Origin of the sequence: Neobacillus massiliamazoniensis (assembly GCF_001048695.1) — a bacterium.
Lineage (GTDB): Bacteria > Bacillota > Bacilli > Bacillales > Cytobacillaceae > Neobacillus > Neobacillus massiliamazoniensis.
Map to the genome: position 1 here is coordinate 524762 of NZ_CVRB01000004.1, position 24120 is coordinate 548881.

A 24120-nucleotide genomic window follows, 5' to 3' on the forward strand; every position below is an offset into this window, starting at 1 on the left:
AAAGGATAGCATACCCACAAAAAATAAAAAAAGGACCTTTATTTTTAGGTCCTTAAATAACAGCTTCTTCCTTCGTAAATAGGTCTTTTTTTGTATCATCCATTACCCTGACAAATTGCCCCTCGTTGTAAGGGTAGCCGGCTTTGCAAATTTTGACTTTTACTATTTTGCCCAATAGATCTTCAGTACCAGGAAAAACGACTCTTAAATAGTTATCGGTGTAGCCGGCAAGTAAACCGCTTTTCCCTTCTTCTGTAAATTCCTCTTCGGGAATAATTTCTAACACTTCATTTTCAAATTGTGCTGCGTATTCCTTCGCTAATTGATCTGATAGAGAAATCAAGCGATGGACACGCTCGTTTTTAACTTCTTCATCAATTTGATCTTCCATTCTGGCAGCAGGTGTACCTGTCCGTTTTGAATATGGGAATACATGAAGTTCTGAGAATTTATGTTCCTTTATAAAATTATAGGTCTCCATAAATTCTTCTTCTGTTTCACCAGGAAAACCAACGATCACATCCGAAGTAACTGCGAGTCCTGGCAGCACTTCTTTAAGGCGTTCAAGTCTTTCTCCAAAGAATTCCATTGTATACTTTCGGCGCATCCTTTTCAAAACAGAGTTGGAACCAGATTGAATAGGAATATGCAAATGGCGAACAACAATATTGGAATGTTTAATGACTTCAATAACTTCATCAGTAATTTGGCTTGCTTCAATAGAAGAAATTCGAAGCCGTTCCAGACCTTTTACCTCCGCCTCTAAATCACGGAGCAGCATGGCAAGATTATAATCCTTCATGTCTTCTCCATATCCGCCGGTGTGAATTCCGGTTAGGACAATTTCTTTATACCCTGCATCCACTAATTGCTGCGCTTGGTGAATAACTTCCTTCGGATCACGCGATCTCATTAGTCCTCGAGCCCACGGGATTATACAAAATGTACAGAAATTATTACAACCCTCTTGAATTTTTAAAGATGCGCGTGTTCTGTCAGTAAACGCTGGAACATCTAGCTCTTCGTAAACGCGGTTTTTCATAATATTCCGTACACCATTAATCGGCTGGCGTTCTTTTTTATATTGCTCGATATAGTCTAGCATTTTAACGCGGTCCTGTGTGCCGACAACAATATCAACACCGGGAATCGCCATAATTTCCGCCGGAGATGTTTGTGCATAACAGCCAGTTACACAAATAACAGCGTCGGGATTTTTCCGGACTGCTCGCCTAATGACCTGACGACTTTTTTTATCCCCAGTATTTGTTACTGTGCAGGTATTAATAACATATACATCTGAAATCGATTCATATTCAACACGTTCATAGCCTTCTTGCTTAAACAGCTGCCAGATTGCTTCAGTTTCATAATGATTTACTTTACATCCGAGTGTATGAAATGCGACTGTTGGCATTATAATTTCACCTCAATAATTCAAAATGATAAGAAATCGCCGCCAAAGTATACAATGGAGCGGTTTCTGTTCTTAATATCCTCGGGCCTAAGCCGCAGAGAACAAAGTCATGCTTTTTTAATTGCTGAACCTCTTCTTCGGTTAATCCTCCTTCAGGTCCAAAGACCACAAGTAGGGACTCACCTTTTTGGATTTGTTTCAAAGTCGAGGCAAAACGGGAGGTTTCTCCATTTTTACTCTCCTCTTCGAATGCTACCAATTTATACGAATAGTTCTGGCTTTTTTCCAGAAGATTTTTAAAGCTAACAGGGCTGACCACTTCAGGTAAAAAGGAACGATGGGATTGTTCAGCAGCTTCTTTAGCAATCTTTTGCCATCTCTCTATCTTCTTCCCTGCTTTTTTTTCGTCCCACTTCACAACCGAACGATGGGCGGTAAAAGGAATAAACTCATGTGCCCCAAGTTCAGTTCCTTTTTGAATGATCCATTCAAGCTTGTCTCCCTTGGGCAGTCCGCTTGCAACCGTGACGGTAATCGGCAGTTCGGAAACAACTTCTTTCCATTGTACAACGTCTGCAACGACTTGTTCATCGGTAAATTCTGCAATCCTACAGACAGCAGATTTCCCTTCAGGGTCCACACATATTATCTGATCACCAATTTGCATACGCAAGACCTTAACGATGTGGTGACGATCTTCAGTATCAATATAGAAACGTTCGTCTTTTGCCGGTTTGTTAACAAAGTAGCGTTGCACACGATGCACCCTCTTTAAAACATTTTACTCTTTATTTTACTAAAATATTTGCTAAAAGAAAATCAATGTAAAAAAGGGGTTTCAATCCCCCCCTTTTTTATCAATTATAATCTTTTTGCAATAATTGCAACCCAATCTTCCATAACAATTGTTTCGGCGATTTCAAAGCCAACATCAATCAATGCGTCTTTTACTAAGTCCTTTTTCTGGTGGATAATACCCGATGCTATAAAAGAACCTCCTCGTTTAACGACGCGAGCAACATCAGTTGTAAATCTTAAAATCACTTCAGCTAAAATATTCGCAACAACGACATCAGCGGAATTTTCCTCCACACCATCTAGAAGGTTATTTTGAGAAACCGTCACGACATCGTTTACTTTGTTTAGCTTAATATTTAATTTGGCCGTTGTCACCGCGACTTCATCAAGGTCGTATGCATGAATATCCTGTGCTCCAAGCATCGCCGCAGCAATGCTCAAAACTCCTGAGCCTGTGCCAACATCAATAACATGATCGCCGCGGTGGATGGTTCTTTCAAGGGCTTGAATACACATAACCGTGGTGGGGTGTGTTCCTGTCCCAAATGCCATCCCTGGATCTAACTCGATGATTAATTCATCACTGCTAACAGGGGTATAAATCTCCCATGTAGGTACAATCGTAAATTTCTCGGAGATTTTCACCGGATTATAATACTTTTTCCAAGCAGTTGCCCATTCTTCTTCATGGACTTCACTAATGGAAACCTTGTTTTTACCGAGATCAATATCATAAATAATTAAATTATTAATAGAATCTTTAATGGCTTCTACCGTTTCACCTAAGAAGCTGTTAACCGGAAGATACGCTTTAACAATTACGCCTTCCTCCGGATAATCACCCGGATTGAGTTGGTAGATTTCCCCAAATTGATCTTCTCTTTCTTTTGTGAGTTCAAAGGGATCTTCAATAACTACTCCGCTTGCCCCAGCTTCATGTAAGATATTCGAAATGGGTTCAATTGCCTCGTTCGTTGTGTGGATACTGATTTCAGACCATTTCATTCTACCAACTCCAATCCTTACTCGCCTTTAAAGGCCCGTTTTACTTTTGAAAAAAAGCTTTCCTCATGATCTCCAAGCGGTGCATTACCACTAATTTCAGCAAATTCACGTAAGAGATTTTTTTGTTTATCCGTAAGCTTTGTAGGGGTTAACACTCTAACTTGAATATGCTGGTCACCAACACCATAGCCGCGTACATTAGGTATTCCTTTCCCTTTCAAACGGAATTTTGTACCCGTTTGTGTGCCGACAGGAATCTTCAGTTTCACTTTACCATGCAATGTTGGAACCTCGATTTCATCACCCAATGTTGCCTGGACAAACGTTATTGGCATTTCGCAATAGACATCATCGCCATCTCTTTCAAAAAATTCGTGTGGACGGACATGAAAGACAACATATAGGTCACCAGCAGGGCCGCCGTTTGTTCCCGCTTCACCTTGGCCAGCCATTCTAAGCTGTTGGCCATCATCAATACCAGCAGGGATTTTTACATGAATTTTTTTACGATTCTTTACCTTTCCGAAACCGCCACAGGTTGAACATTTATTTTTAATCTCTTTTCCTGTTCCGTTACAGTGATGACATGTTTTGCGATTAACAATTCTACCAAATGGAGTATTTTGTTCAACGTTTAATTGACCTGTTCCATGACAGTGTTTACAGGTCTCGGGATTTGTCCCAGGCTTTGCACCAGAACCGTTACATGTACCGCAGGTTTCTTCGCGTGGGATTTCAATATCTGTTTCTTTTCCAAAGGCTGCTTCTTCAAATGAAACAGTCATAGTATATTGGAGGTCAGCTCCTTGTCGTGGGGCATTTGGGTCTCTTCTTCTTCCTCCACCGCCGCCAAAGAACGTATTGAAAATATCCTCAAAGCCGCCAAAGCCGCCAAAATCTCCGCCACCGCCAAAACCACCAAAGCCTTGGTTTGGATCTGTATGACCAAACTGATCATAATGCGCCTTTTTCTGGTCGTCACTTAACACTTCATTTGCTTCTGCTATTTCTTTGAACTTTTCCGCCGCATCCGGCTCTTTATTAATATCAGGATGATATTGTTTAGAGAGCTTACGATAGGCTTTTTTTATCTCATCCTTAGAAGCGCTTTTGCTTAAACCAAGCACTTCATAGTAATCCCGTTTACTCATGATTACCACTCCCGAATCATTCACATAAAGATTATTGTAACACCTACTAGAAGACTCTTGCAAGAAGAAAAGCCAAAGTCTTGGAATTGACTTTGGCTTTTTTTATGTTGTTTCAGCCCAAATTATTTATCGTCTTTAACTTCTTCAAATTCTGCATCAACAACATTATCATCTTTGCCAGTTGTACCTGCACCCGGTTGACCTTGCTGGCCTTGTGCCTGCTTCGCCGCTTCCTCATATAACTTAACCGTTAAATTCTGAACAATTTCTTGCAATGCATCCTTTTTCGCACGGATTTCGGCAAGATCATTTTTCTCGATCGCTTGTTTTAGAGCATCTTTAGCTTCATTTGCTTTTGCAACCTCAGCAGCATCTACTTTTCCTTCAAGATCTTTTAATGTTTTTTCTGTTGTAAAGACAAGCTGATCAGCTTCATTACGAAGTTCTACTTCTTCCTTACGCTGTTTATCTGCATCAGCATTATCCTCAGCTTCTCTCACCATTTTTTGAATTTCTTCATCTGAAAGACCTGTTGAGGATTTAATTGTAATTTGCTGTTCTTTATTTGTGCCTAAATCTTTAGCACGAACATTTACAATACCGTTTTTATCGATATCAAAAGTAACTTCAATTTGCGGAATTCCACGTGGTGCAGGTGGAATATCGGATAATTGGAATCTTCCTAATGTTTTATTATTTGCTGCCATTGGCCGTTCCCCTTGAAGGACATGGATGTCAACAGCCGTTTGGCTGTCCGCAGCAGTTGAGAACACTTGTGATTTAGATGTTGGAATAGTTGTGTTACGGTCAATTAGTTTTGTAAAGACGCCGCCCATTGTTTCAATTCCAAGTGAAAGTGGTGTAACGTCAAGTAATACGACATCCTTAACATCACCAGTAATGACACCGCCTTGAATGGCAGCTCCCATTGCGACTACTTCATCAGGGTTAACACCGCGATGAGGCTCTTGGGCAGTTGCTTTTTTAATGGCTTCCTGAACAGCAGGAATCCGAGTTGAACCACCAACAAGGATAACTTTATCAATTTCTGATGGAGATAAGCCTGCATCACTAAGTGCTTGACGAGTTGGTCCCATGGTCCGTTCAACAAGATGTGCTGAGATTTCGTCAAATTTAGCTCTTGATAACGTTACTTCAAGGTGAAGCGGACCTGCTGCACCTGCAGTGATAAATGGCAATGAAATTTGCGTTGACATGACACCTGATAGATCTTTTTTCGCTTTTTCTGCCGCATCCTTTAGACGCTGCAATGCCATTTTATCTTGAGAAAGGTCAATACCGTTTTCCTTTTTGAATTGATCCACTAAATAATCAATAATCACTTGGTCAAAGTCATCTCCGCCAAGGCGATTATCACCGGCAGTTGCTTTTACTTCAAATACACCATCCCCAAGCTCAAGGATCGATACGTCAAAAGTACCGCCGCCAAGATCGTAAACAAGAATCGTTTGATCTTGATCTGTTTTATCCAAACCATAAGCAAGAGCAGCTGCTGTTGGCTCGTTAATAATCCGTTCCACTTCAAGTCCGGCAATTTTACCTGCATCCTTTGTCGCTTGACGCTCAGCATCATTAAAGTAGGCAGGAACAGTAATAACCGCCTTCGTTACCGGCTCTCCTAAATAATCTTCGGCATAAGATTTTAAATGTTGAAGGATAATAGCCGAAATCTCTTGTGGAGTATATTTTTTTCCTTCAATTTCTACCTTATAATCTGTTCCCATATGTCGTTTAATTGAGATAATGGTGTTTGGGTTAGTTATGGCCTGGCGTTTTGCCACTTCCCCTACTTGGCGTTCGCCATTTTTAAAGGCAACAACGGAAGGAGTTGTACGATTCCCTTCTGGATTTGGAATTACTTTTGGTTCTCCGCCTTCTAGTACAGAAACACATGAGTTAGTTGTACCAAGGTCAATACCAATAATTTTACTCATTGACTTTTCCTCCTAAAAAATTATGTAGACTTATTGATTTACTTTTACCATAGATGGTCGAATGACTCGGTCTTTTAAAATATAACCCTTTTGAAATTCTTCCACCACAATATTGGAACCGAAGTTTTCATCTTCAGCTTGCATGACAGCTTGATGATGATGTGGGTTAAACTCATGTCCAACTGCCTCAATAGGTTCAACACCTTCATTTTTCATAGCGTCTAGCAAACTTCGATAAACCATATCCATACCTTGGAGCAGAGACTTTGTTTGCTCATTTTCTGCGTCCATTTTCAATGCTCTTTCAAAATTGTCGATGGCTGGCAATAATTCAGAAATTAATTTTTGTGCTCTATATTTTTCGTTCGCCTCGATATCCAATCTCGTACGGCGACGGAAATTATCAAAGTCAGCCTGTAAACGGAGATAACGGTTTTCTGACTCTTCAATTTTATTTTTAAGCGATTCAATTTCCTGAAAAAGTTCCTCGCTTAATTTTACATTTCCAGAAGATGTTTCTTCTTCAGCAAATACTGTATCTGCCATCTCTTCCTCAGTAAGTTCAACGGCAGCTTCTTCATTTTGCAAATCAACTTCCTCATTCACGGCATTATTTTTTTCATCTGTCAACTTACTCACCTCCCTTAAGGAATTAATCTACATTTATCACAAGAAAAGCGCAAGGCGCCCTCCTATCGGCTACAAGTGCAAGACGAGCCGGCCGAAAGGGTGCTTTTTAACCTTTTGGACGGATTGGCTTGTGACCTCGAGCCGATGGCGCCTCCGCTGAAAACCTCACGTTTTTCGGCGTGCGAAGTATCGCTTTCGAAGCTTACTCTTATGGAGCTAGACAATTCTCGAAGTCAATTTTTAAACATTCTTATCTATTTAAAAAATTCTTAGAAAGGGTGAATACAGAAATGTTCCACCCTTTTCAATATTTCCAGCACTAATTATTTTGATACAGCTTAGTTAATACCGCAGTCAAATCATTGCTTATAAATTGGAGTAAACTTATCACTCGCGAATATTCCATTCTTGTAGGACCAAGGATGGCAATCGTCCCTAATTTTTCAGCGCCAACCGAATAAGTAGCCGAGATTAAGCTACAATTTTCCATGGCACTATTTTCGTTTTCTCTGCCAATTTTCACATTAATCCCTGCGGAATCCATCCTGATCAAATGATAGAGCCATTCTTCATGGTCAATCATGGTCATTAACTCGCGGATTTTAGAAACGTCATGAAATTCCGGTTGGCTGAGCATATTTGTTTTTCCGCCAAAGAATAACTTTTCGTTCGCTGAAAGCTTGAAGGAGTCGGCAATCGAGTGAAGGATAAAGTCATAGTTATGAATATGCTGCTTTAACAGCATGGCGACTTCCTTATAGATTTTATCGTGTAAAATCTGAAGCGGAACACCCGTTAGACGCTCGTTTAAAATATTGACTGTTTTCTCCAAATCACTGGCATTAATGGCAGCAGGCAAGTATATGGTTCTATTTTCGACATGTCCAGTATCCGTAACAAAAATGGCTACTGCTGTCTCTTTATTCAATGGAATGATCTGAATCTTTTTTAATTTATTTACACTTGCAGCCGGTCCAAGGACGATCGAGGTATAATTCGTTAATTCAGACAAAATCCTGGCCGATTTTTGGATTATTTTTTCAAACTCAAATATTTTTTCAGCAAAAATCGATTGAAGAATTGAAATATCTTGCTGATTTAATGTTTGAGGCGCGAGTAAATGATCAACATAGTAACGATATCCTTTTTCCGACGGAACACGCCCTGAGGAGGTATGAGTCTTTTCAATATATCCCAACTCTTCAAGGTCGGCCATTTCATTACGAATGGTTGCCGAACTAAACGATATTTCCTCTTTTTTCGACAAGCTCCTTGATCCAACAGGCTGTGCAGATCGAATAAAATCATCAACAATTACTTGAAGAATCAACAATTGACGATCTGTTAACACATTTATCACCTCTGTTAGCACTCATTGTTATCGAGTGCTAATTCTATTAATAAATTATCAAAAAAGGAGGGATGGTGTCAACAAGAAAAGCTCCAGACGTTCAGATGTCTCTGTGCGTCTGGAGCTGGATCATTTTGGGGTATAAATATTTTAATGAACTAAAAAGGCTTGAAATACTTCATTTCCTAAAAGCCGGCCTGCTTTTGTTAAATAAATCCTTTCTTGATTTACTTCCAGCCATTTTTTATTTATCAATTCGACCATTTCGTTTTTAAATAACAGCAAAGGGTCCTTCCCAAACTTTTCAATAAATCTTGCAATAGAAACCCCATCCGTTTTCCTCAGTCCTAAAAACATTTCTTCTTCCATCTGTTCTACTTTTGTTACTTGATGCTCATGGAAGATAGGAAGCTCTCCTTTTTGAATTTGCCCAATATATTTATTCAATGGCCCGGTATTGGATCTTCTCCAGCCATTCACATAGCTGTGTGCCCCTGCACCGAAGCCATAATAATAATCATTGTTCCAATACGTAAGGTTGTGCTTGCTTTCAAAGCCGGGCTTAGCAAAATTGCTTATTTCATACTGTTCGAAGCCATGTTTGTCCATTTCCTCCATTAACAATTCATACATGGCCGCTTCTGTATCTTCACCGGGAGTCGGAAGCTTGCCCTTTTGTAACAAGTTATAAAACACAGTCTTTGGTTCAATGATGAGTGAATAAGCGGAATAGTGCTGGATATCCAGTGAAAATGCCTCGATTAACGACTCTTTAAAATCGTCAATTGTCTGTGTCGGCAAACTAAAGATTAAGTCAATACTGATGTTTTTAAAGCCCACCTTTTTGGCATTATCTACTGATTGAAAAACGTCTTCGGCACGATGAACACGGCCAATTTTTTTTAATAATTCTTCATTAAAGGTTTGGACGCCAAGGCTAATGCGGTTCACACCAGCTTCCCTTAATATTTGTAATTTTCCCATCGTTAAATCTCCCGGGTTCGCTTCAAATGTAAATTCCACATTTTCACTCATGGGTAAATGCTTATGAATGCTCTGACAAAAGTTGTAAAGCTGCTGTTCACTTAAGGAAGTGGGAGTACCACCACCGACAAAGATGGTTTCAAATTGGGAGGCTGGATATTGATTCAGGGTCATCTGAATCTCCTTCTCTAGAGCTTGTATATATTCATCGACGGGCTGTCCCTTTAAAAACACTTTGTTAAAATCACAGTAATGGCAAATATGTTCACAAAATGGTATGTGAAGATAGGCAGCTTTTATCATATGTTCACTTCCCTTTTTTATAGGCTGTTAAACTTGTCTGTTGATTTTCCACTCCAGGCGGTTCGTGGAGCCTCCTCGGCGCTTAAGCGCCTGTGGGGTCTCCACTGCCCCGTACTCCCGCAGGACGTTGAATCAGCTCCTTCGAATCTACACCGCACGAAGGAAATGCGATAGCATTTTCGAGGATCTCGCGCCTTCCGCTCCAATCAACCTAGTGGCAAAAACAACATTAGCTTTAACATAATCTTTTTATAAGAAAAAGAGGCAGGATTTCCCTAACTGGGGTTTCTCCTAACCTCCTGCTCGTCATTATTTTTTTGGAGTATTATCGTCCATTTTTAGGACAGCCATAAACGCTTCCTGCGGTACCTCAACCGAACCGACCTGTTTCATCCGTTTTTTACCTTCTTTTTGTTTCTCCAACAATTTACGTTTACGTGAGATATCGCCGCCATAACATTTAGCTAACACGTTTTTACGCATTGCTTTGATGGAGGAACGAGCCACAATTTTCGTACCAATCGCAGCCTGGACAGGCACTTCAAATTGCTGCCTTGGAATGAGTTCCTTCAGCTTTTCAACGATGATTTTTCCACGTTCATAGGCAAAATCCTTATGAACAATAAAGCTTAAAGCATCGACTTTTTCGGCATTTAACAAGATATCCATTTTCACCAATTTCGATGGTTTATAGCCTATAAGTTCGTAGTCAAAGGAAGCATAGCCCCTTGTGCTTGACTTCAATTGGTCGAAAAAGTCATAGACGATTTCCGCCAGCGGAACTTCATAAACAATGCTGACGCGGTTTTCATCTAAGTATTGCATATCAATAAATATCCCGCGTTTTAGCTGACAGAGCTCCATAATGGCCCCTACATAATCATTTGGAGCCATCATTGTAGCCTTTACATACGGTTCTTCGACACGGTCAATCTTTTGCGGGTCCGGCATGTCTGATGGGTTATCGACATTTATTTGTGTCCCGTCCGTCATATGAACCTGATAAATAACGCTCGGTGCTGTTGTAATTAAATCAATTTTGAACTCCCGCTCAATACGTTCTTGAATGATTTCCATATGAAGAAGTCCTAAAAAGCCACAGCGGAAACCAAAACCAAGAGCTTGGGAAGTTTCCGGTTCGAATTGTAGCGCAGAGTCATTTAATTGAAGTTTTTCTAGCGCTTCACGCAAATCATTAAATCTATTTGTATCGATAGGATAAAGTCCACAATAAACCATTGGATTTAGCTTTCGATAGCCAGGAAGCGGCTCTTCAGCACCATTCTTAGCATTGGTGATGGTATCACCCACACGAGTGTCGCCGACATTTTTAATCGATGCAGTTAAAAATCCAACGTCACCAACTGAAAGCTCATCACGCTTTACTTCTTTTGGAGTAAACACTCCTACTTCATTTACTTCAAATTCTGCACCTGTTGCCATCATTTTGATTTTGTCCCCGACTTTAACGGTTCCCTCAACAACGCGGATATAGGCAACAACTCCGCGGTAAGCATCATATAACGAGTCGAAAATCAACGCTTTTAAAGGCGCTTCTGGGTCTCCGGTTGGAGCCGGTACTTTTTCAACCACTTGTTCAAGTATTTCTTCAATTCCGATTCCCGCTTTAGCCGAAGCTAATACAGCTTCTGAGGCATCTAAACCGATAATCTCTTCAATTTCATTTCGAACTCTTTCCGGGTCCGCACTTGGCAGGTCGATTTTGTTGATCACTGGTAATATTTCGAGATTGTTATCAAGGGCGAGATAAACGTTCGCCAGTGTCTGTGCTTCAATTCCCTGCGCAGCATCAACGACTAAAATCGCTCCTTCGCAAGCAGCAAGGCTTCTTGATACCTCATACGTAAAATCGACGTGTCCTGGTGTATCGATTAAATGAAAAGTATATTCTTCCCCATCTTTTGCATTATATTTTAATTGGACAGCATTTAACTTTATCGTAATCCCGCGTTCCCGTTCAAGATCCATGGAATCCAACAGCTGATCCTTCATTTCCCGTGAAGATAATGCCTGGGTCTTCTCCAATATACGGTCAGCCAAAGTTGATTTCCCGTGGTCAATATGAGCAATAATGGAAAAATTTCTTATTTTTGATTGTCGTTTGCGTCTTTCTTCTTTGTTCATGTCGTTCACTCCTACTATACTCGCACATGTACACTATTTTTGATTATATCAGCAGGAGAATCAAGATTCAATTTTATTTTAAGGCTGTGTTAAACTTGCCTGTTGATTTGCGCTTCAGGCGCTTCGCTTTCCGCGGGCGTTCCGGGGAGACCCCACAGGAGTCTCGCGCCTTCCGCTCCAATCAACATAGTTTCAAAAATCAACAATGACCTTTAACACAACCTATTTTAAAAGGAGGATGACACAAAGAGTCTGACTCTCGGAGCATCCTCCCCCTCTTATGGTATGATTTTTTTAATCAACACTTCAGATGATTTCGTAATTCCATCAGACATTGTCTTTCCCATCATGGAAAAAAAATTAAATGCATTAATCTCCTCAAGCTGCTTTTTCTTTGATTCTAGGTTATGGCTCGTGGTGTCATTCCCTTTGCTTATTACCTGTTGGTCTTTTTTATTGATCGTGACAGCATTTTGAAAGTCGACAGCGGTATTGTCATTCATTTTATGAATTCCGTCATTTGCCATCTGCATTCCTACTAAAACCGATATGAACATAATCGAAACTAATCCTAAACATTTTAGCAAAAATATTTTCATATATTATGCTCCCTATTGTTTATTCGTTCCTTGTTCAGCATCTTTATTTACTTTCTCTGCCTGCCAATAATATTCGCTAAAAACATTGGCGAGAGCTTCTGCGGAGCGATTTAACTCTTCAAAGGTATTATCAACACCGCCGAATTCAATTAAAATTGCCTTATCTGATAGATTTTGATTATAAACACTATTCGAAGTAGCAAAATTCTTTACCAATACCCCCCTGCTTAAACCCTTATACTTTTTCTCAAAAAGATTATGGAGTTCAATCGCCAATTTTTGATTCTTTTCATAGTTTGGATTTTTACCTCCGATAACAAAGTCAAGCCTTGCATAGGGTTGCCCGTTGATGGTAATGGTTGTTGTATCTTTGCGTTGTGAATCACGATGGATATCAAATAAATATTGCAAATCACGGTTGGAAGTCATTGCTGTTTGCACAACGGAGCGTGATTCTTTATAAGAATCATCATAACTTAAACCTTTTTTATTTAAGTTCGCTTGGATATCCGTTTTATCAATATATGTCCCGATGCCTCTCTCTTCAAGACTAGTTTTTAATTGGTCACCGATCTTGGTCACATTGATTTGGGAATGGTAGGCGGAGTCAGGGTCGGTGACACCTTGTAGATACGGTAAATAGGATTCCCGATTATGAGTAAAATAAACATAAACAACTTGACGTCCACCGGTTGTTTGCCCAGATGGCGCTGTAGGTGATTTGGTTCCAGTTTGTTGATCGATTCCTGCAAGATTCTGCAAAGACGCTTCCTTTTCTGCCTTCATAATTTCTAATGGAGGGGCAGATTCAATTGGCATGTTCGTATATTTTGTCCCTTCACCAGCAACGACAATTTTCCCATCAAATTGATAAAATCCCGGCAGTTCTCTTCCTAAAAGGGTTCTAGGGTCATTTAAATTAATATTACTTGCCAGCTTAAACATCACTTCGCCCAAATTCTGGGTGTCAGTCAAGGTTTTATCGACCGTTAAAAAGTGATGATTTTCCCATCCCATTAACTGATAAAGCAGTTTTCCATTTATATTTGTAGCAGCTTCATTAACAGAAGTAGACATGAGTCTATATTGGGGATTTAAAGAGGTTAATAGCCCACTAATAGAAAAAACAAGCACTAAAAACAAGGTTAACATCCCGCTCATTTTCAGTACTGTCGTCCCTTGGACAACCATAAACATCCCTGGTATTCTAGTGTTTTTCATGGTCCCACCTCGCAAATTCGATTCTAGTAAATCTTATGATTATGCTAGAATTGATAGAACCAATATTTATAATTGTTTATGGCATAAGTTTTATGTTTTTGATTTCGGTTGGGTTGAAGCTTTTTAATGCGCCTGTTTCTGCTTTTCTTTATCGATTTTGGAAAAATTAAACCAGTTAATTTGACTAATGTTCGTTTTCTCTTTCGATTTCGGGCAAATTAAACCGGTTAATCTGACCGGTTTCCGCTTTCTATTTCGATTTCGGTCAAATTAAACCCGTTAATTTGACCGGTTTCCGTTTTCTCTCTCGATTTCGGGCAAATTAAACCGGTTAATTTGACCGGTTTCCGTTTTCTCTCTCGATTACGGTCAAATTAAACCCGTTAATTTGACCATTTTCGTTTTCTCTTTCGATTTAGGGCAAATAAAACCAAAAATGATTTCACCTCTCTATTATTTTTGATTTTGATATGCCCATTTTCTCTAATTTCTCAATCTGATGCGCTTTTAATTAAACTCAACTCACAACTCCACCCTATTTCGTATAATACCCGGTATTCCCTTGATCAACCGCACCGTGAAGCGATGCATTTAAACCATTCGCTAGCAAGTTTGCCATATCTTCGATAAAGACATCTACTTCTTTTGGAGTAACCATTAAATTATGTCCAAGCGGAGATAATACTTCGTAAATGAGCTTTCTTTTTTCATCTTCTGATAATGTACCAATTATACCCAAAAATGTCTTGCGTTGCTTTTCCCCTGGCAAATCCTCATCCATCAGTTTTCGTCGCTCTCCAAAGTTCATTCCTGCAGGAGCGAGCGCTCTTGACGGCCGATCGCCTTCTCTTAGCTCTTTCCCAAAATGCTTTAAAATGAAGTCGATCGTATCGCTTGTGATCGAAACAGCATCGACCACTGTCGGAACTCCGATGGCGATGACCGGTATTCCTAATGTCTCTCGACTTAACTCCTTTCTTTTATTGCCGACACCTGACCCCGGATGAATCCCCGTATCCGAAATTTGAATCGTTGAATTCACTCGCTCAATCGATCGTGAAGCCAAAGCATCGATGGCAATGACAAAATCAGGTTTTGATTTTTCAACAACCCCAAAAATAATATCGCTTGTCTCAATCCCCGTCAGTCCCATTACCCCTGGAGAAAGAGCACTGACAGAACGGTAGCCTTCTTCGACATTTTCCGGTTGAAGCTGGAATAAATGGCGAGTTATTAATAAATTCTCGCAAACCATTGGACCAAGTGAGTCAGGGGTAACATTCCAGTTTCCCAGTCCCACAACGAGACAGGAGTGTGTTTTCTTAATGCCGGATTCCTCTAAAAAATGAAAGAATTCATGAGCAAAAATTTGCTCTACTTTATGCTGCATCTCCGTGTCTTGACCACGAATCCCCTGCACTTCAACCGTTAAATAACGCCCCGCTTTTTTTCCCAGCTGTTTTTCTCCCTCTTTCGTTACCTCTACTAAAGAAATTTTTATATCATCAACATCTTTTTCTTTGATCACAACGCCCTCAATTTGCGATAGGTTTTCCTCCTGCCCAACTGTTCCTGTACGATCTCCTAATACCATTTCCCTAGCTTCAATCGCTAAATCTGTTCGAACAGAATATTTACTCAAATCAATAGACTCCGTCATAAACTTCACTCCAATTGAAATAGAATTTATTTCCTATTTTCCCCTACCATCATGAAAACATGCAGCTCATTCTTCTTATGCTTTGCAATTCTGTATTGCAAATAAGCTTTCGGTTTGATAAAATATCTCTTGTTCTGAATTATTTATGATGAATGTTAAGTCGAGTTCATATAGTCTCGATTCTTTGTAGGAGGTGAACGTAATGCCTAACATTAAATCTTCAATTAAGCGTGTAAAGACAAGCGAAGTTCGTACTGCTCAAAATACAACTGCTAAATCTTCAATGCGTACTGCTGTGAAAAAAGTTGAAGCTGCGGTTACAACTAATGATGCTGTTGCTACGAAAGAAGCAATGGTTGTTGCTTCAAGTAAATTAGACAAGGCTGCTGCAAAAGGATTAATCCACAAGAACGCTGCTGCCCGTAAAAAATCACGTCTAATGAAAAAAGCAAATTCGCTATAATAAAAAAGCGCACGAAAAAACGATTCCTTTAACTGGAATCGTTTTTTTACGTGCTTTTTTTAGACGTTTTTTAAAATATATAGAAGGAATTTCGGTATTTTTGTCGAATTAATGATTAGAAAATTGCCCTTCTACTTTTTCTAAGTCTTCATTGAACTTTGCGTGGGTTGCTTGAAAAAGGTGCTCAAAAACGCCTCCTACCTCTTTTTCCAAAACCTTTATCCCTTCACCCGTTATACCGCCTTTTACACAAACCTTTTCCTGCAATGACGGCAAGGTATAATGTCCTTGCTTTAGCAGCTCGCCTAGACCTACTATCATTTCGCTGGCTAATATGGTGGCCGTTTTTTGATCGATAGATGTTTCCTTTACGGCTGCTGATATAAAGCTTTGCAGTAAATAACTAAAAAAGGCAGGCCCGCAGCTCACGATATCGGATGCAACTCTTGTTACATTCTCCTCAATATGGACAGGTACTGAGATTTCCGCCATTAGTTTACCTACCTTTTTCCTCCAAACATCAAGACAACGATCTCCAAACGTTATTAATGAAACACCGGCAAAGGCGCGATTGGTGATGCTTGGGATGACACGGACGACTGAACAGGATACTTTGTCTTCAATCTTGCTTGTACTGATTGGACTTGTAATAGAAATAAGACATTTTTCCTTATTTAAATGAGGTTCTATTTGGTCAAGTACCTTTATCACTTCCAACGGTTTAACACAAATAACCACCAAATCAGATTGAGCTGCAACCGTTCTTGCACTTTCCCCAACCTTAATTTCCTTATATTTATCTTTAAGCAGCATGGCTTTCGCTATCGTTCGGTTAGTAATCATCATTGAAGAAGGGGAAATGGCCTTACTGTCAATTAAAGCTTCCACTAAAATTGTCCCCATATTTCCGGTCCCGATGACCCCTATTTTCATTGTTTCGACCCTCCTCCATCTGCAAGATTCTCTTATAACAATATGAAAATCATTAGTAAAATATACCTTTAGAAAGGATGGATCTTTATGAAAGACTGGATGATTGCACATAAAATGCATCTCGTTGCAGCAGGATTGATTGCTTTAGCAGGTATTTATTATGTTTACTTTTATAACCCTGTCACCATAGCCAGCCCCAAAATAGATGGAGTTGAAAATCAGCTTTCTTCGGAAGCTGGAAAAAAAGAAAAAGACACGAAACAACCGTCGGAAAAGATCATTGTGGATGTAAAGGGGCAGGTAAAACACCCCGGTGTTTATGAATCGAGTAAGGGGGAGAGAGTAGGAGATCTAATCACAAGAGCGGGCGGGCCAACTGAAACAGCAGATGAAAACAAGGTGAACTTCGCTGAGCATGTTCAGGATGAAATGGTCATTTACATCCCTGCCAAGGGTGAGGAGAGCTCAGCTGTTGAAGCAGGAACGAGTAATGCCTCTGCAACACCCGGGAGTACGAGTTCGAATCAGGAAAAAATCAATATTAATAAAGCTGACGCAAGCCAGCTGCAAACTCTACCCGGTATTGGGTCAGCGAAGGCCGCAGCGATTATTGCCTATAGGGACAAAAGCGGTCCCTTTAATACGGTTGAGGATTTGAAAAATATTAGCGGAATTGGCGAAAAAACATTTGAAAAGTTAAAAGACTTAATTGCTGTTCATTAAATCTTTATTTGACCTTTTAGTCTTATCCCCTTTACACTTGAAATGGAATCATTTTTGAGGGAGTGGGAGAGAATGGAACGATTATCGTGGGATCAATATTATATGGCACAAAGCCATTTGCTCGCCCTAAGAAGTACGTGTACTAGGCTTTCGGTCGGAGCAACGATTGTTCGAGACAAACGGATTATTGCCGGTGGTTACAATGGCTCCATTGCCGGTGGGGATCATTGTATTGATGAGGGCTGTTACGTTATCGACAATCATTGTGTGAGAACGATTCATGCAGAAATAAATGCACTCTTGCAATGCGCCAAGTTTGGTGTTCCAACTGATGGAGCAGAAATTTATGTCACCCATTTCCCTTGTCTGCAATGCTGCAAAGCCATTATCCAAGCAGGCATTAAAACGGTGTACTTTGCTCAAGACTATAAAAATCATCCCTATGCGATTGAACTTTTTGAGCAAGCCAACGTGAAGGTGGAAAAGGTGGAATTAATCGATAAAACGATTGATTTTCGGCAAATCAGTCAATAATGTAACTTTCAAAACGTCGGTTAGGTCCGGCGTTTTGAAACAAAATATTCAAAACTGGAGTAGAAAATAATGAATGGAAAAATGTTTTACCTCGCTATTGCCGCCTTTTTGGGTATTCTTTGTTCCTTATCCTCTTGGATTCTCTTTTCCTTTTTATCCCTACTTTATCTCTTCTTTTTATTTACATTCAAGCAATTTAAAAAATTTCATTTGCTATTGGTTATTGGTGCCATCTTCCTATTTTTCCTTACTGGCCACAAAGCTGTTAGCAAAAATCACACGATCATTCCCGAGTCAGCCACTCATTTTTCTTTAGAATATAGTCAAGACGCAAAAATCGATGGTGACCTCCTACAAGTCATGGCGACCGATACCCGTTACAAAGAAAAGTTACTAGTCCGGTATAAACTAAAATCAGAGTCAGAAAAAAATGTATTAAAAAATAAAGACTTTTACGGGTGTGTATGTAAAGTGGCCGGTACACTTGCAAAACCAGCGATCGCCAAAAATCCAAATGGATTTAATTACCGAAACTATTTAGTGACGAAACAAATCTTTTGGATGGTAGAATCTCAAGAAAGTCCACTTCAAGCTTGTTCTCCTAACAAACCTTCTTTTTTAACCATGTTAAAACAAGTCCGTTTTTCAGGAATTCAATACCTCGAACATCATTTCCCGCCTGAAATTGCTTCCCTGTCTGCCGCCTTGATATTTGGTGATAGAAGCTTACTTTCTCCAGATTTACTTAACGATTACCAAAAGTCAGGTATCGTCCACCTTCTAGCGATATCAGGACTTCATGTTTCCCTACTAGTGGGAATGGTTTTTTATATCGGCATTCGAATCGGATTGACGAGACAGTTTATGACCAATTTTCTTCTTATGATTTTGCCGATTTACGTCATTCTAACAGGGGCCTCGTCATCAGTGATTCGCGCTTCATTGATGATTTTCCTCATTTTAATAACTGTTAAATGGAAAAAGAACATAAAACTTTTTCCGATTGATGCAATTAGCTTGGCGTTTATGCTTTATTTGCTCTTTGCACCATTTGTTTTATATGATGTAGGTTTTCAGCTTTCCTTCTCCGTCAGTTTGGGAATTATCTTGTCTGCCCCCTCTATTTTGAAGCAATATCAAAAAAATAGTAGCCGAATGATCGTTACATCCATCATTGCCCAATTAGCAGCATTCCCCATATTACTGTATCATTACTTTGAAATTTCCTTGATCAGTACCGTAGCAAATCTACTTTATATTCCGCTTTTTTCTTTTTTATATCTTCCAGGTTTATATATATTATTTTTGGCTCAGCTTATCTTTGGAAAAACACCAGAAATTATTCTTGATGTTTTTACAAAAATCATTTATCTTTCTAACCATTTAATTGAACAACTTGCCAACCTTCCCTTCGCCCATTTTATTCCCGGTAGACCAAATGGCTTGTTCCTCATCCTCTATGTCCTGGTTATCATGGCCATTTTTCTAATTTGGGAAGCTGGCCACTATTCAAAAAAGGTAGAGCATCTTCTTCTTTTATCTTTCTTTTTATTTAGCTTTCAAGCAGGCTGGAACTTTTTCAATCCATTTGGAGAAGTGACAATGATTGATGTAGGGCAAGGGGATTGTATTCTTATTCATCTTCCAAATGGTAAGGGGAATTATTTAATCGATACAGGGGGTGTGATGAATTTTAACGAAGAGCAGTGGAGAAAGCGGACTAAACCATTTGAAGTCGGAAGGGATGTGGTTGTTCCGTATTTAAAAGGTAAAGGGATAACAACAATCGATAAATTAATTCTCACTCATGGAGATATGGACCATATTGGCGGCGCTATTTCCATAATAAAGGAATTAAAGGTGAAACAAATCCTCTTCCCAGACGTTCTTGAAATATCCCCAACTGAGCGTCTCATTATGGAGGAAGCGAAAACAAAGGGGATTTCCGTTTCCAAAGTATCAGAAGGAGACCAATGGAAAAGCGACAATGCCTATTTTTACATCCTATCGCCGGAAAAGACTTTTAAGGGGGAGCGGAACAGGGGGTCTATCTCATTGTTGGCAAAAGTAGGAGGACTCACCTGGTTTTCTGCAGGAGACCTTGATCAAATAGGAGAAGAAAACGTCATCAAAAAATATCCCCATTTGACGGTTGATGTCCTAAAAGCCGGCCATCATGGCAGTAAAACATCAAGCGCTGAGAGCTTTATTCAACAGATCATGCCAAAGGTTGCCCTAATCTCAGTTGGAGAAAAAAATCACTTCGGTCATCCACATCAAGAAGTGCTAGAAAGAATGAAGAAAACCAATACATTAATTTTTCGAACTGATCAGCAGGGGGCTATTACCTATCGATTTTATCAAGAAAAAGGAACCTTTTTTCCTTATTTACCATAGGATAAGGTAATTCCAAATAGCAAAAGGCTGCATCATAGCAGCCTCCATTCATTCTTTATGTAACACTTGTGTTTTAGGATCCGATTAGCTTAATAACTGTTGCAATAATAAACATGACAGCAAAGAAAAGAAATGAAACTCCAAACCCTACTCCAGAATCAACCGCATCGTTCCGTTTACTTTGCACATTTTGTTCAAATTCGTTCACAGTTTATCCCCCCTATTTTCATCTATAGTATAGGCTATATGTTAAAAAAAATCCAGATTGACTTTCCTTCTCTGACAAGAGTTGTCAAAATAGTTTGTCACGAATGGGCTACACTAAGATTACAACATGGAACTCCGCCTGACAATAGAACTTCCTAGGGCTCCTATTGCAGGCGTTCAAATAGATCGGGAATTGGGGGTCCTAAGTTTAAAAGGGATTCCAATTCCCTTTAAGTACTTGTCAAATCGTCCAAGCTTCATTACGATAGAGATTAGTGATGGTTAGAGGAGCGCTGGACAAATGGTATTAGATATATGGAAACAAATCAAACAAAAGGACATAGCTCCTATTTATTTATTTTATGGAACCGAGGCATTTTTAATCAATGAGACAAAGCAATTACTTCTTCGACAAATTCTAAATGAAGAAGAACTGGATTTTAATTTCTCAGTCTACGATTTAGAGGAGACTCCAATCGAGGTGGCGATCGAAGATGCAGAAACTTTCCCCTTTCTCGGGGAGAGGAAAGTAATATTTTTACATAATCCTTCTTTTTTAACAGCAGAAAAATCCAAGGAAAAGGTTGATCATAATCTATCTCGTTTTGAAGACTATTTAAAGGAGCCAGCACCGTATACGGTCCTAGTCGTATCGGCCCCATATGAAAAGCTTGATGAACGGAAAAAAATCACCAAAGAAATAAAGAGAAATGCTGTAACCGTTGAAGCAAAGAAATTAAACGAGCCTGAATTAAAAGGATGGATTAAGGAAAAGGCAAAAGGCAACGGAATTGAATTTGAATCAAATGCTTTAGAACAATTTATGACCCTTGTGGGAACAAATTTGTTCTTGATATCAAGTGAACTTGATAAGCTCGCTCTGTATACGGCCGGTGAAAAGAAAATCGATACCGACTTGGTGGAAAAACTAGTTTCAAAATCATTGGAACAAAATATTTTTACATTGATTGAAAAGGTAGTGCAGCGTAAGCTTGATGAAGCATTGCGAATTTATTTCGATTTGTTAAAACAAAATGAAGAGCCTATTAAAATTTTGGCGCTACTGGCTGGACAATTCAGATTAATCTATCAAGTGAAAGAACTGTCAAGAAGAGGTTATGGGCAACAGCAAATTGCTGCATATTTAAAAACCCACCCTTTTCGAGTGAAGCTTGCAGCCGGACAAGCGAGTAAATTTACGGATGAAGAGTTATCCCACTTAATGGGCCTAATAGCCGAAGCAGATTACCAAATGAAAACCGGCGGTATGAATAAGTCCCTTCTTGTAGAAATGCTGTTATTCCGGCTTAAACGCTAGAAGTTTAATAAAATAATGATGATATAAATACGGCTCCCTAAAAAGTCATGAGACAGTGACTTTTTAGGGAGCCTTTTCATTTATTTCTTCCGCGCTACAAAAAAGATTCGCTCCGAGTCCGCTTGAGGGGCTGTCGTAGCAAAATCTGCACTAACCTCAAGCACTTCGAAGCCTGCAGACTTTAACCAATTGGTATACTGCTCAACCGGATAAGTTCTTTGAACATGCAGTTCATCAATGCGGTCATATTGCTCGGTCCCTTCATCCAACAGAAAAAAGCTAAGCTCATGCTCGACACTGTTTGGAAACTCTCCAGGGAAACTATTCCATATATAACATATACGCTCATCATTCAGGGCAAAAGTTTGATTCGTGAAAACCTGAGTTATTTTAAAAATAGAATGGACATCAAAAATAAAAAGTCCGCCTATTTTCAAATGCTGAAAAACAGCCGCAAACGTTTGCTCGACCTCTTCCTCTGATTGTAGATAATTCAACGAATCACAAAAAATACCGATGAGATCAAATTGTCCCTGACCTTCTAAATCAGCCATATTTTGCTCATAAAACGGAATCCGAAATCCTGCGCCTTCCGACTTAGATTGGGCAACCGAGAGCATATCCGAAGACAAATCCACTCCAGTAACAGCAAAACCTTCTTTGGCAAATCGAACCGAAAGTTCTCCTGTCCCACATGCAAGGTCAAGTAACCGAACACCATCAATATGGTGGGTTTTCAGTCTGTTTTTGACAAACTCAACCCATTCATCATATGGGGCATCCTTCATGAGTTCATCATAGAAGTATGCAAAGTGTTCGTAACTCATGAAAGTAACTCACTTACCACATCTACTTCCGGAGCATCGCCCCATAAGCGTTCTAAATTGTAGTAGCTTCGTTCTTCACGATGGAAGACATGGGCGACCACATCCCCAAAATCTAATAATACCCATCGTGCTTCTTCATAGCCTTCGACTCTTTTTACTTGATAACCATTCTCTAACACTTTTTCCTTCATTTCACTAGCAATTGCCTGTACTTGTTTATCTGAGTTTCCGTGGCAAATAATAAAGTAGTCCGCAACTAAGGAAATCCCGGTCATATTCAGTGCCAGTATGTTTTCTGCGCGTTTATCATCCGCTGCTTTTACGGTAATTTTAAGTAATTCTTGATTGTTATCCATTAATCAATCCCCCTATTTTTCACTAAGTCATTATACGTATAAAACGAATCAGGATATACTGTCTGATTTTTTTTCATTAAAAACAGAATGGTATTTTGTACGGCTTTTAATAAGGCACGATCTAAATTTTCCTTCGCCATGTCTCTGACTTCATCTACACCTGGGAAGTGCCTTCCTGGTTCGATATAATCAGCTAAATAGATGATTTTTTCAAGCAAGGTCATACCTGGTCTGCCTGAAGTGTGAAAGCGGATCGCATCCAAAACGTCAGAATCGGTGATGCCTGCTTCCTTTTCAACCAGATAAGCCCCAACTGGAGCATGCCAGAGCTCAGAATTGTAGTCAAGCAAATCTGTTGGAAAACCTTGTGAAACAATGATTTCCTTCATTTCTTCTTTTGGCCGAAATTTCGCATAATCATGGAAAATAGCTGCCAATTCCGCTTTCTTTACATCGGCTCCATATTGATTCGCCAAGGAAATGGCTGTTTCCATGACCCCTAACGTATGCTGATAACGGTGTTCAGTTAATTGTTCTTTTACAAGCTTTAAAGCTGCTTCACGTTCCATATAACTGCTTCTCCTCAATATATTGAATAACGTTTTCCGGCAATAAATAGCGAACTGTTTTTCCAACTTTAAGTCTTTCACGGATCATACTAGAGGAAACTTCCATTGCCGGTACATCTACAGACAGAATAGGATAGTTTGTTTTCTGGCTGTAGGACGGTCGTTCTACACCGACAAATTGGGCCAGCTTAACAAGTTCGTCAATTTTATGCCATTTCGGTAAATATTCAATCATGTCTGCACCGATGATAAAGAAAAATTGATGTTCAGGATATTGCTCATGTAGTATTTTTATCGTATCGAATGTATAGGATGGTCCTTCCCGCTGCAATTCTATTGGTTCCACCCTAAAGGAATCATTTCCTGTAATCGCATATTCGATCATCTGCAATCGATCTTCATTTTTGATAGCTTCTGATTTCTTCTTATGAGGAGGCTCTCTGTTTGGCATAAACCAAATTTCATCAAGGTTAAGCGCAGAAAGGACTTCATTTGCAATGATGAGATGTCCAACATGCGGCGGATCAAATGTCCCTCCTAGAATTCCGACTTTTTTCATGATGAAGGCCTCCAT

23 protein-coding genes are annotated in these 24120 nt (G+C 39.6%); 5 read left to right on the forward strand and 18 right to left on the reverse strand.

The window, feature by feature from the left end; genetic code table 11:
* Positions 1 to 52: 52 nt before the first annotated feature.
* From mtaB to gpr, 12 genes are all read right to left on the reverse strand, one after another.
* Entirely contained in the window at positions 53 to 1417 is a 1365-nt protein-coding gene (gene mtaB / locus BN1082_RS20505) for a tRNA (N(6)-L-threonylcarbamoyladenosine(37)-C(2))-methylthiotransferase MtaB (protein WP_090637614.1), read from the reverse strand.
* A 7-nt stretch (positions 1418 to 1424) separates the two neighbouring features.
* Entirely contained in the window at positions 1425 to 2174 is a 750-nt protein-coding gene (locus BN1082_RS20510) for a 16S rRNA (uracil(1498)-N(3))-methyltransferase (RefSeq protein WP_090637616.1), read from the reverse strand.
* Between the two features lie 104 nt (positions 2175 to 2278).
* Positions 2279 to 3220, reverse strand: a complete 942-nt coding sequence (gene prmA / locus BN1082_RS20515) for a 50S ribosomal protein L11 methyltransferase (RefSeq protein ID WP_090637618.1) — start codon at positions 3218 to 3220, stop codon at positions 2279 to 2281.
* Positions 3221 to 3237: 17 nt separating this feature from the next.
* Positions 3238 to 4371, reverse strand: coding sequence for a molecular chaperone DnaJ (gene dnaJ, locus BN1082_RS20520; RefSeq protein ID WP_090637620.1), 1134 nt, complete (start codon positions 4369 to 4371; stop codon positions 3238 to 3240).
* 122 nt (positions 4372 to 4493) lie between these two features.
* Positions 4494 to 6326, reverse strand: a complete 1833-nt coding sequence (gene dnaK / locus BN1082_RS20525; protein ID WP_090637622.1) for a molecular chaperone DnaK — start codon at positions 6324 to 6326, stop codon at positions 4494 to 4496.
* A gap of 30 nt (positions 6327 to 6356) precedes the next feature.
* Positions 6357 to 6956, reverse strand: coding sequence for a nucleotide exchange factor GrpE (grpE, locus tag BN1082_RS20530; RefSeq protein WP_090637624.1), 600 nt, complete (start codon positions 6954 to 6956; stop codon positions 6357 to 6359).
* 319 nt (positions 6957 to 7275) lie between these two features.
* Positions 7276 to 8307 carry a heat-inducible transcriptional repressor HrcA gene (gene hrcA, locus BN1082_RS20535; protein ID WP_090637626.1) on the reverse strand — a complete coding sequence of 344 codons (1032 nt, stop codon included), beginning with the start codon at positions 8305 to 8307 and terminating at the stop codon, positions 7276 to 7278.
* A 150-nt stretch (positions 8308 to 8457) separates the two neighbouring features.
* Positions 8458 to 9594 (reverse strand): radical SAM family heme chaperone HemW, encoded by a 1137-nt coding sequence (hemW, locus tag BN1082_RS20540; protein ID WP_090637628.1) that lies wholly within the window; start codon positions 9592 to 9594, stop codon positions 8458 to 8460.
* Between the two features lie 309 nt (positions 9595 to 9903).
* A complete protein-coding gene (gene lepA, locus BN1082_RS20545) occupies positions 9904 to 11739 on the reverse strand; it encodes a translation elongation factor 4 (RefSeq protein ID WP_090637630.1) in 1836 nt (611 codons plus the stop codon).
* A gap of 278 nt (positions 11740 to 12017) precedes the next feature.
* Positions 12018 to 12338 carry a DUF3679 domain-containing protein gene (locus BN1082_RS20550; protein ID WP_090637632.1) on the reverse strand — a complete coding sequence of 107 codons (321 nt, stop codon included), beginning with the start codon at positions 12336 to 12338 and terminating at the stop codon, positions 12018 to 12020.
* Between the two features lie 12 nt (positions 12339 to 12350).
* Positions 12351 to 13559 (reverse strand): stage II sporulation protein P, encoded by a 1209-nt coding sequence (gene spoIIP / locus BN1082_RS20555; RefSeq protein WP_090637634.1) that lies wholly within the window; start codon positions 13557 to 13559, stop codon positions 12351 to 12353.
* A gap of 535 nt (positions 13560 to 14094) precedes the next feature.
* Positions 14095 to 15219, reverse strand: a complete 1125-nt coding sequence (gene gpr / locus BN1082_RS20560; RefSeq protein ID WP_090637636.1) for a GPR endopeptidase — start codon at positions 15217 to 15219, stop codon at positions 14095 to 14097.
* Positions 15220 to 15421: 202 nt separating this feature from the next.
* On the opposite strand from gpr, the gene rpsT reads away from it, so the two are divergent.
* Positions 15422 to 15682, forward strand: coding sequence for a 30S ribosomal protein S20 (gene rpsT / locus BN1082_RS20565; RefSeq protein WP_090637637.1), 261 nt, complete (start codon positions 15422 to 15424; stop codon positions 15680 to 15682).
* Positions 15683 to 15790: 108 nt separating this feature from the next.
* Here rpsT and comER read toward each other — a convergent pair whose 3' ends face one another.
* The gene (gene comER, locus BN1082_RS20570; RefSeq protein WP_090637639.1) at positions 15791 to 16615 is read right to left on the reverse strand and encodes a late competence protein ComER; all 825 of its coding nucleotides are present in this window, start codon (positions 16613 to 16615) and stop codon (positions 15791 to 15793) included.
* 87 nt (positions 16616 to 16702) lie between these two features.
* Here comER and BN1082_RS20575 point away from each other — a divergent pair, with 87 nt between their 5' ends.
* The 3 genes from BN1082_RS20575 (at position 16703) to BN1082_RS20585 (ending at position 20269) form a co-directional block, all read left to right on the forward strand.
* On the forward strand, positions 16703 to 17338 hold the full coding sequence (locus BN1082_RS20575) for a helix-hairpin-helix domain-containing protein (RefSeq protein WP_090637642.1): 636 nt from the start codon (positions 16703 to 16705) through the stop codon (positions 17336 to 17338).
* Positions 17339 to 17410: 72 nt separating this feature from the next.
* Entirely contained in the window at positions 17411 to 17872 is a 462-nt protein-coding gene (locus BN1082_RS20580; RefSeq protein ID WP_090637644.1) for a ComE operon protein 2, read from the forward strand.
* Between the two features lie 69 nt (positions 17873 to 17941).
* Positions 17942 to 20269, forward strand: a complete 2328-nt coding sequence (locus BN1082_RS20585) for a DNA internalization-related competence protein ComEC/Rec2 (protein WP_090637646.1) — start codon at positions 17942 to 17944, stop codon at positions 20267 to 20269.
* Between the two features lie 73 nt (positions 20270 to 20342).
* Here the strand turns inward: BN1082_RS20585 and BN1082_RS20590 are convergent, their stop codons facing one another.
* Entirely contained in the window at positions 20343 to 20477 is a 135-nt protein-coding gene (locus BN1082_RS20590) for a YqzM family protein (RefSeq protein WP_090637648.1), read from the reverse strand.
* Positions 20478 to 20777: 300 nt separating this feature from the next.
* On the opposite strand from BN1082_RS20590, the gene holA reads away from it, so the two are divergent.
* Complete coding sequence (gene holA, locus BN1082_RS20595; RefSeq protein ID WP_090637650.1) at positions 20778 to 21794, forward strand: DNA polymerase III subunit delta; 1017 nt, start codon at positions 20778 to 20780, stop codon at positions 21792 to 21794.
* Positions 21795 to 21874: 80 nt separating this feature from the next.
* Here the strand turns inward: holA and BN1082_RS20600 are convergent, their stop codons facing one another.
* From BN1082_RS20600 to BN1082_RS20615, 4 genes are read right to left on the reverse strand one after another with little or no spacing between them, the layout of a single operon-like run.
* A complete protein-coding gene (locus tag BN1082_RS20600) occupies positions 21875 to 22621 on the reverse strand; it encodes a class I SAM-dependent DNA methyltransferase (RefSeq protein ID WP_090637652.1) in 747 nt (248 codons plus the stop codon).
* On the reverse strand, positions 22618 to 22977 hold the full coding sequence (rsfS, locus tag BN1082_RS20605; protein WP_090637654.1) for a ribosome silencing factor: 360 nt from the start codon (positions 22975 to 22977) through the stop codon (positions 22618 to 22620). Before rsfS ends, BN1082_RS20600 begins: the two co-directional genes overlap by 4 nt.
* A complete protein-coding gene (gene yqeK, locus BN1082_RS20610) occupies positions 22977 to 23546 on the reverse strand; it encodes a bis(5'-nucleosyl)-tetraphosphatase (symmetrical) YqeK (protein WP_090637656.1) in 570 nt (189 codons plus the stop codon). The genes rsfS and yqeK overlap by 1 nt, the downstream gene beginning before the upstream one ends.
* Positions 23536 to 24105 carry a nicotinate-nucleotide adenylyltransferase gene (locus BN1082_RS20615; RefSeq protein WP_090637658.1) on the reverse strand — a complete coding sequence of 190 codons (570 nt, stop codon included), beginning with the start codon at positions 24103 to 24105 and terminating at the stop codon, positions 23536 to 23538. The genes yqeK and BN1082_RS20615 overlap by 11 nt, the downstream gene beginning before the upstream one ends.
* Positions 24106 to 24120 lie beyond the last annotated feature (15 nt).

What these genes read in the sequence shown, in the direction of transcription:
- BN1082_RS20600 (WP_090637652.1), bottom strand. Translation starts at nt 22,621, where the DNA reads ATGAGTTACGAACACTTTGCATACTTCTATGATGAACTCATGAAGGAT.
- dnaK (WP_090637622.1), bottom strand. Translation starts at nt 6,326, where the DNA reads ATGAGTAAAATTATTGGTATTGACCTTGGTACAACTAACTCATGTGTT.
- hemW (WP_090637628.1), bottom strand. Translation starts at nt 9,594, where the DNA reads ATGATAAAAGCTGCCTATCTTCACATACCATTTTGTGAACATATTTGC.
- BN1082_RS20550 (WP_090637632.1), bottom strand. Translation starts at nt 12,338, where the DNA reads ATGAAAATATTTTTGCTAAAATGTTTAGGATTAGTTTCGATTATGTTC.
- holA (WP_090637650.1), top strand. Translation starts at nt 20,778, where the DNA reads ATGGTATTAGATATATGGAAACAAATCAAACAAAAGGACATAGCTCCT.
- rpsT (WP_090637637.1), top strand. Translation starts at nt 15,422, where the DNA reads ATGCCTAACATTAAATCTTCAATTAAGCGTGTAAAGACAAGCGAAGTT.
- BN1082_RS20615 (WP_090637658.1), bottom strand. Translation starts at nt 24,105, where the DNA reads ATGAAAAAAGTCGGAATTCTAGGAGGGACATTTGATCCGCCGCATGTT.
- yqeK (WP_090637656.1), bottom strand. Translation starts at nt 23,546, where the DNA reads ATGGAACGTGAAGCAGCTTTAAAGCTTGTAAAAGAACAATTAACTGAA.
- lepA (WP_090637630.1), bottom strand. Translation starts at nt 11,739, where the DNA reads ATGAACAAAGAAGAAAGACGCAAACGACAATCAAAAATAAGAAATTTT.
- mtaB (WP_090637614.1), bottom strand. Translation starts at nt 1,417, where the DNA reads ATGCCAACAGTCGCATTTCATACACTCGGATGTAAAGTAAATCATTAT.
- spoIIP (WP_090637634.1), bottom strand. Translation starts at nt 13,559, where the DNA reads ATGAAAAACACTAGAATACCAGGGATGTTTATGGTTGTCCAAGGGACG.
- BN1082_RS20575 (WP_090637642.1), top strand. Translation starts at nt 16,703, where the DNA reads ATGAAAGACTGGATGATTGCACATAAAATGCATCTCGTTGCAGCAGGA.
- BN1082_RS20585 (WP_090637646.1), top strand. Translation starts at nt 17,942, where the DNA reads ATGAATGGAAAAATGTTTTACCTCGCTATTGCCGCCTTTTTGGGTATT.
- BN1082_RS20580 (WP_090637644.1), top strand. Translation starts at nt 17,411, where the DNA reads ATGGAACGATTATCGTGGGATCAATATTATATGGCACAAAGCCATTTG.
- gpr (WP_090637636.1), bottom strand. Translation starts at nt 15,219, where the DNA reads ATGACGGAGTCTATTGATTTGAGTAAATATTCTGTTCGAACAGATTTA.
- comER (WP_090637639.1), bottom strand. Translation starts at nt 16,615, where the DNA reads ATGAAAATAGGGGTCATCGGGACCGGAAATATGGGGACAATTTTAGTG.
- dnaJ (WP_090637620.1), bottom strand. Translation starts at nt 4,371, where the DNA reads ATGAGTAAACGGGATTACTATGAAGTGCTTGGTTTAAGCAAAAGCGCT.
- prmA (WP_090637618.1), bottom strand. Translation starts at nt 3,220, where the DNA reads ATGAAATGGTCTGAAATCAGTATCCACACAACGAACGAGGCAATTGAA.
- rsfS (WP_090637654.1), bottom strand. Translation starts at nt 22,977, where the DNA reads ATGGATAACAATCAAGAATTACTTAAAATTACCGTAAAAGCAGCGGAT.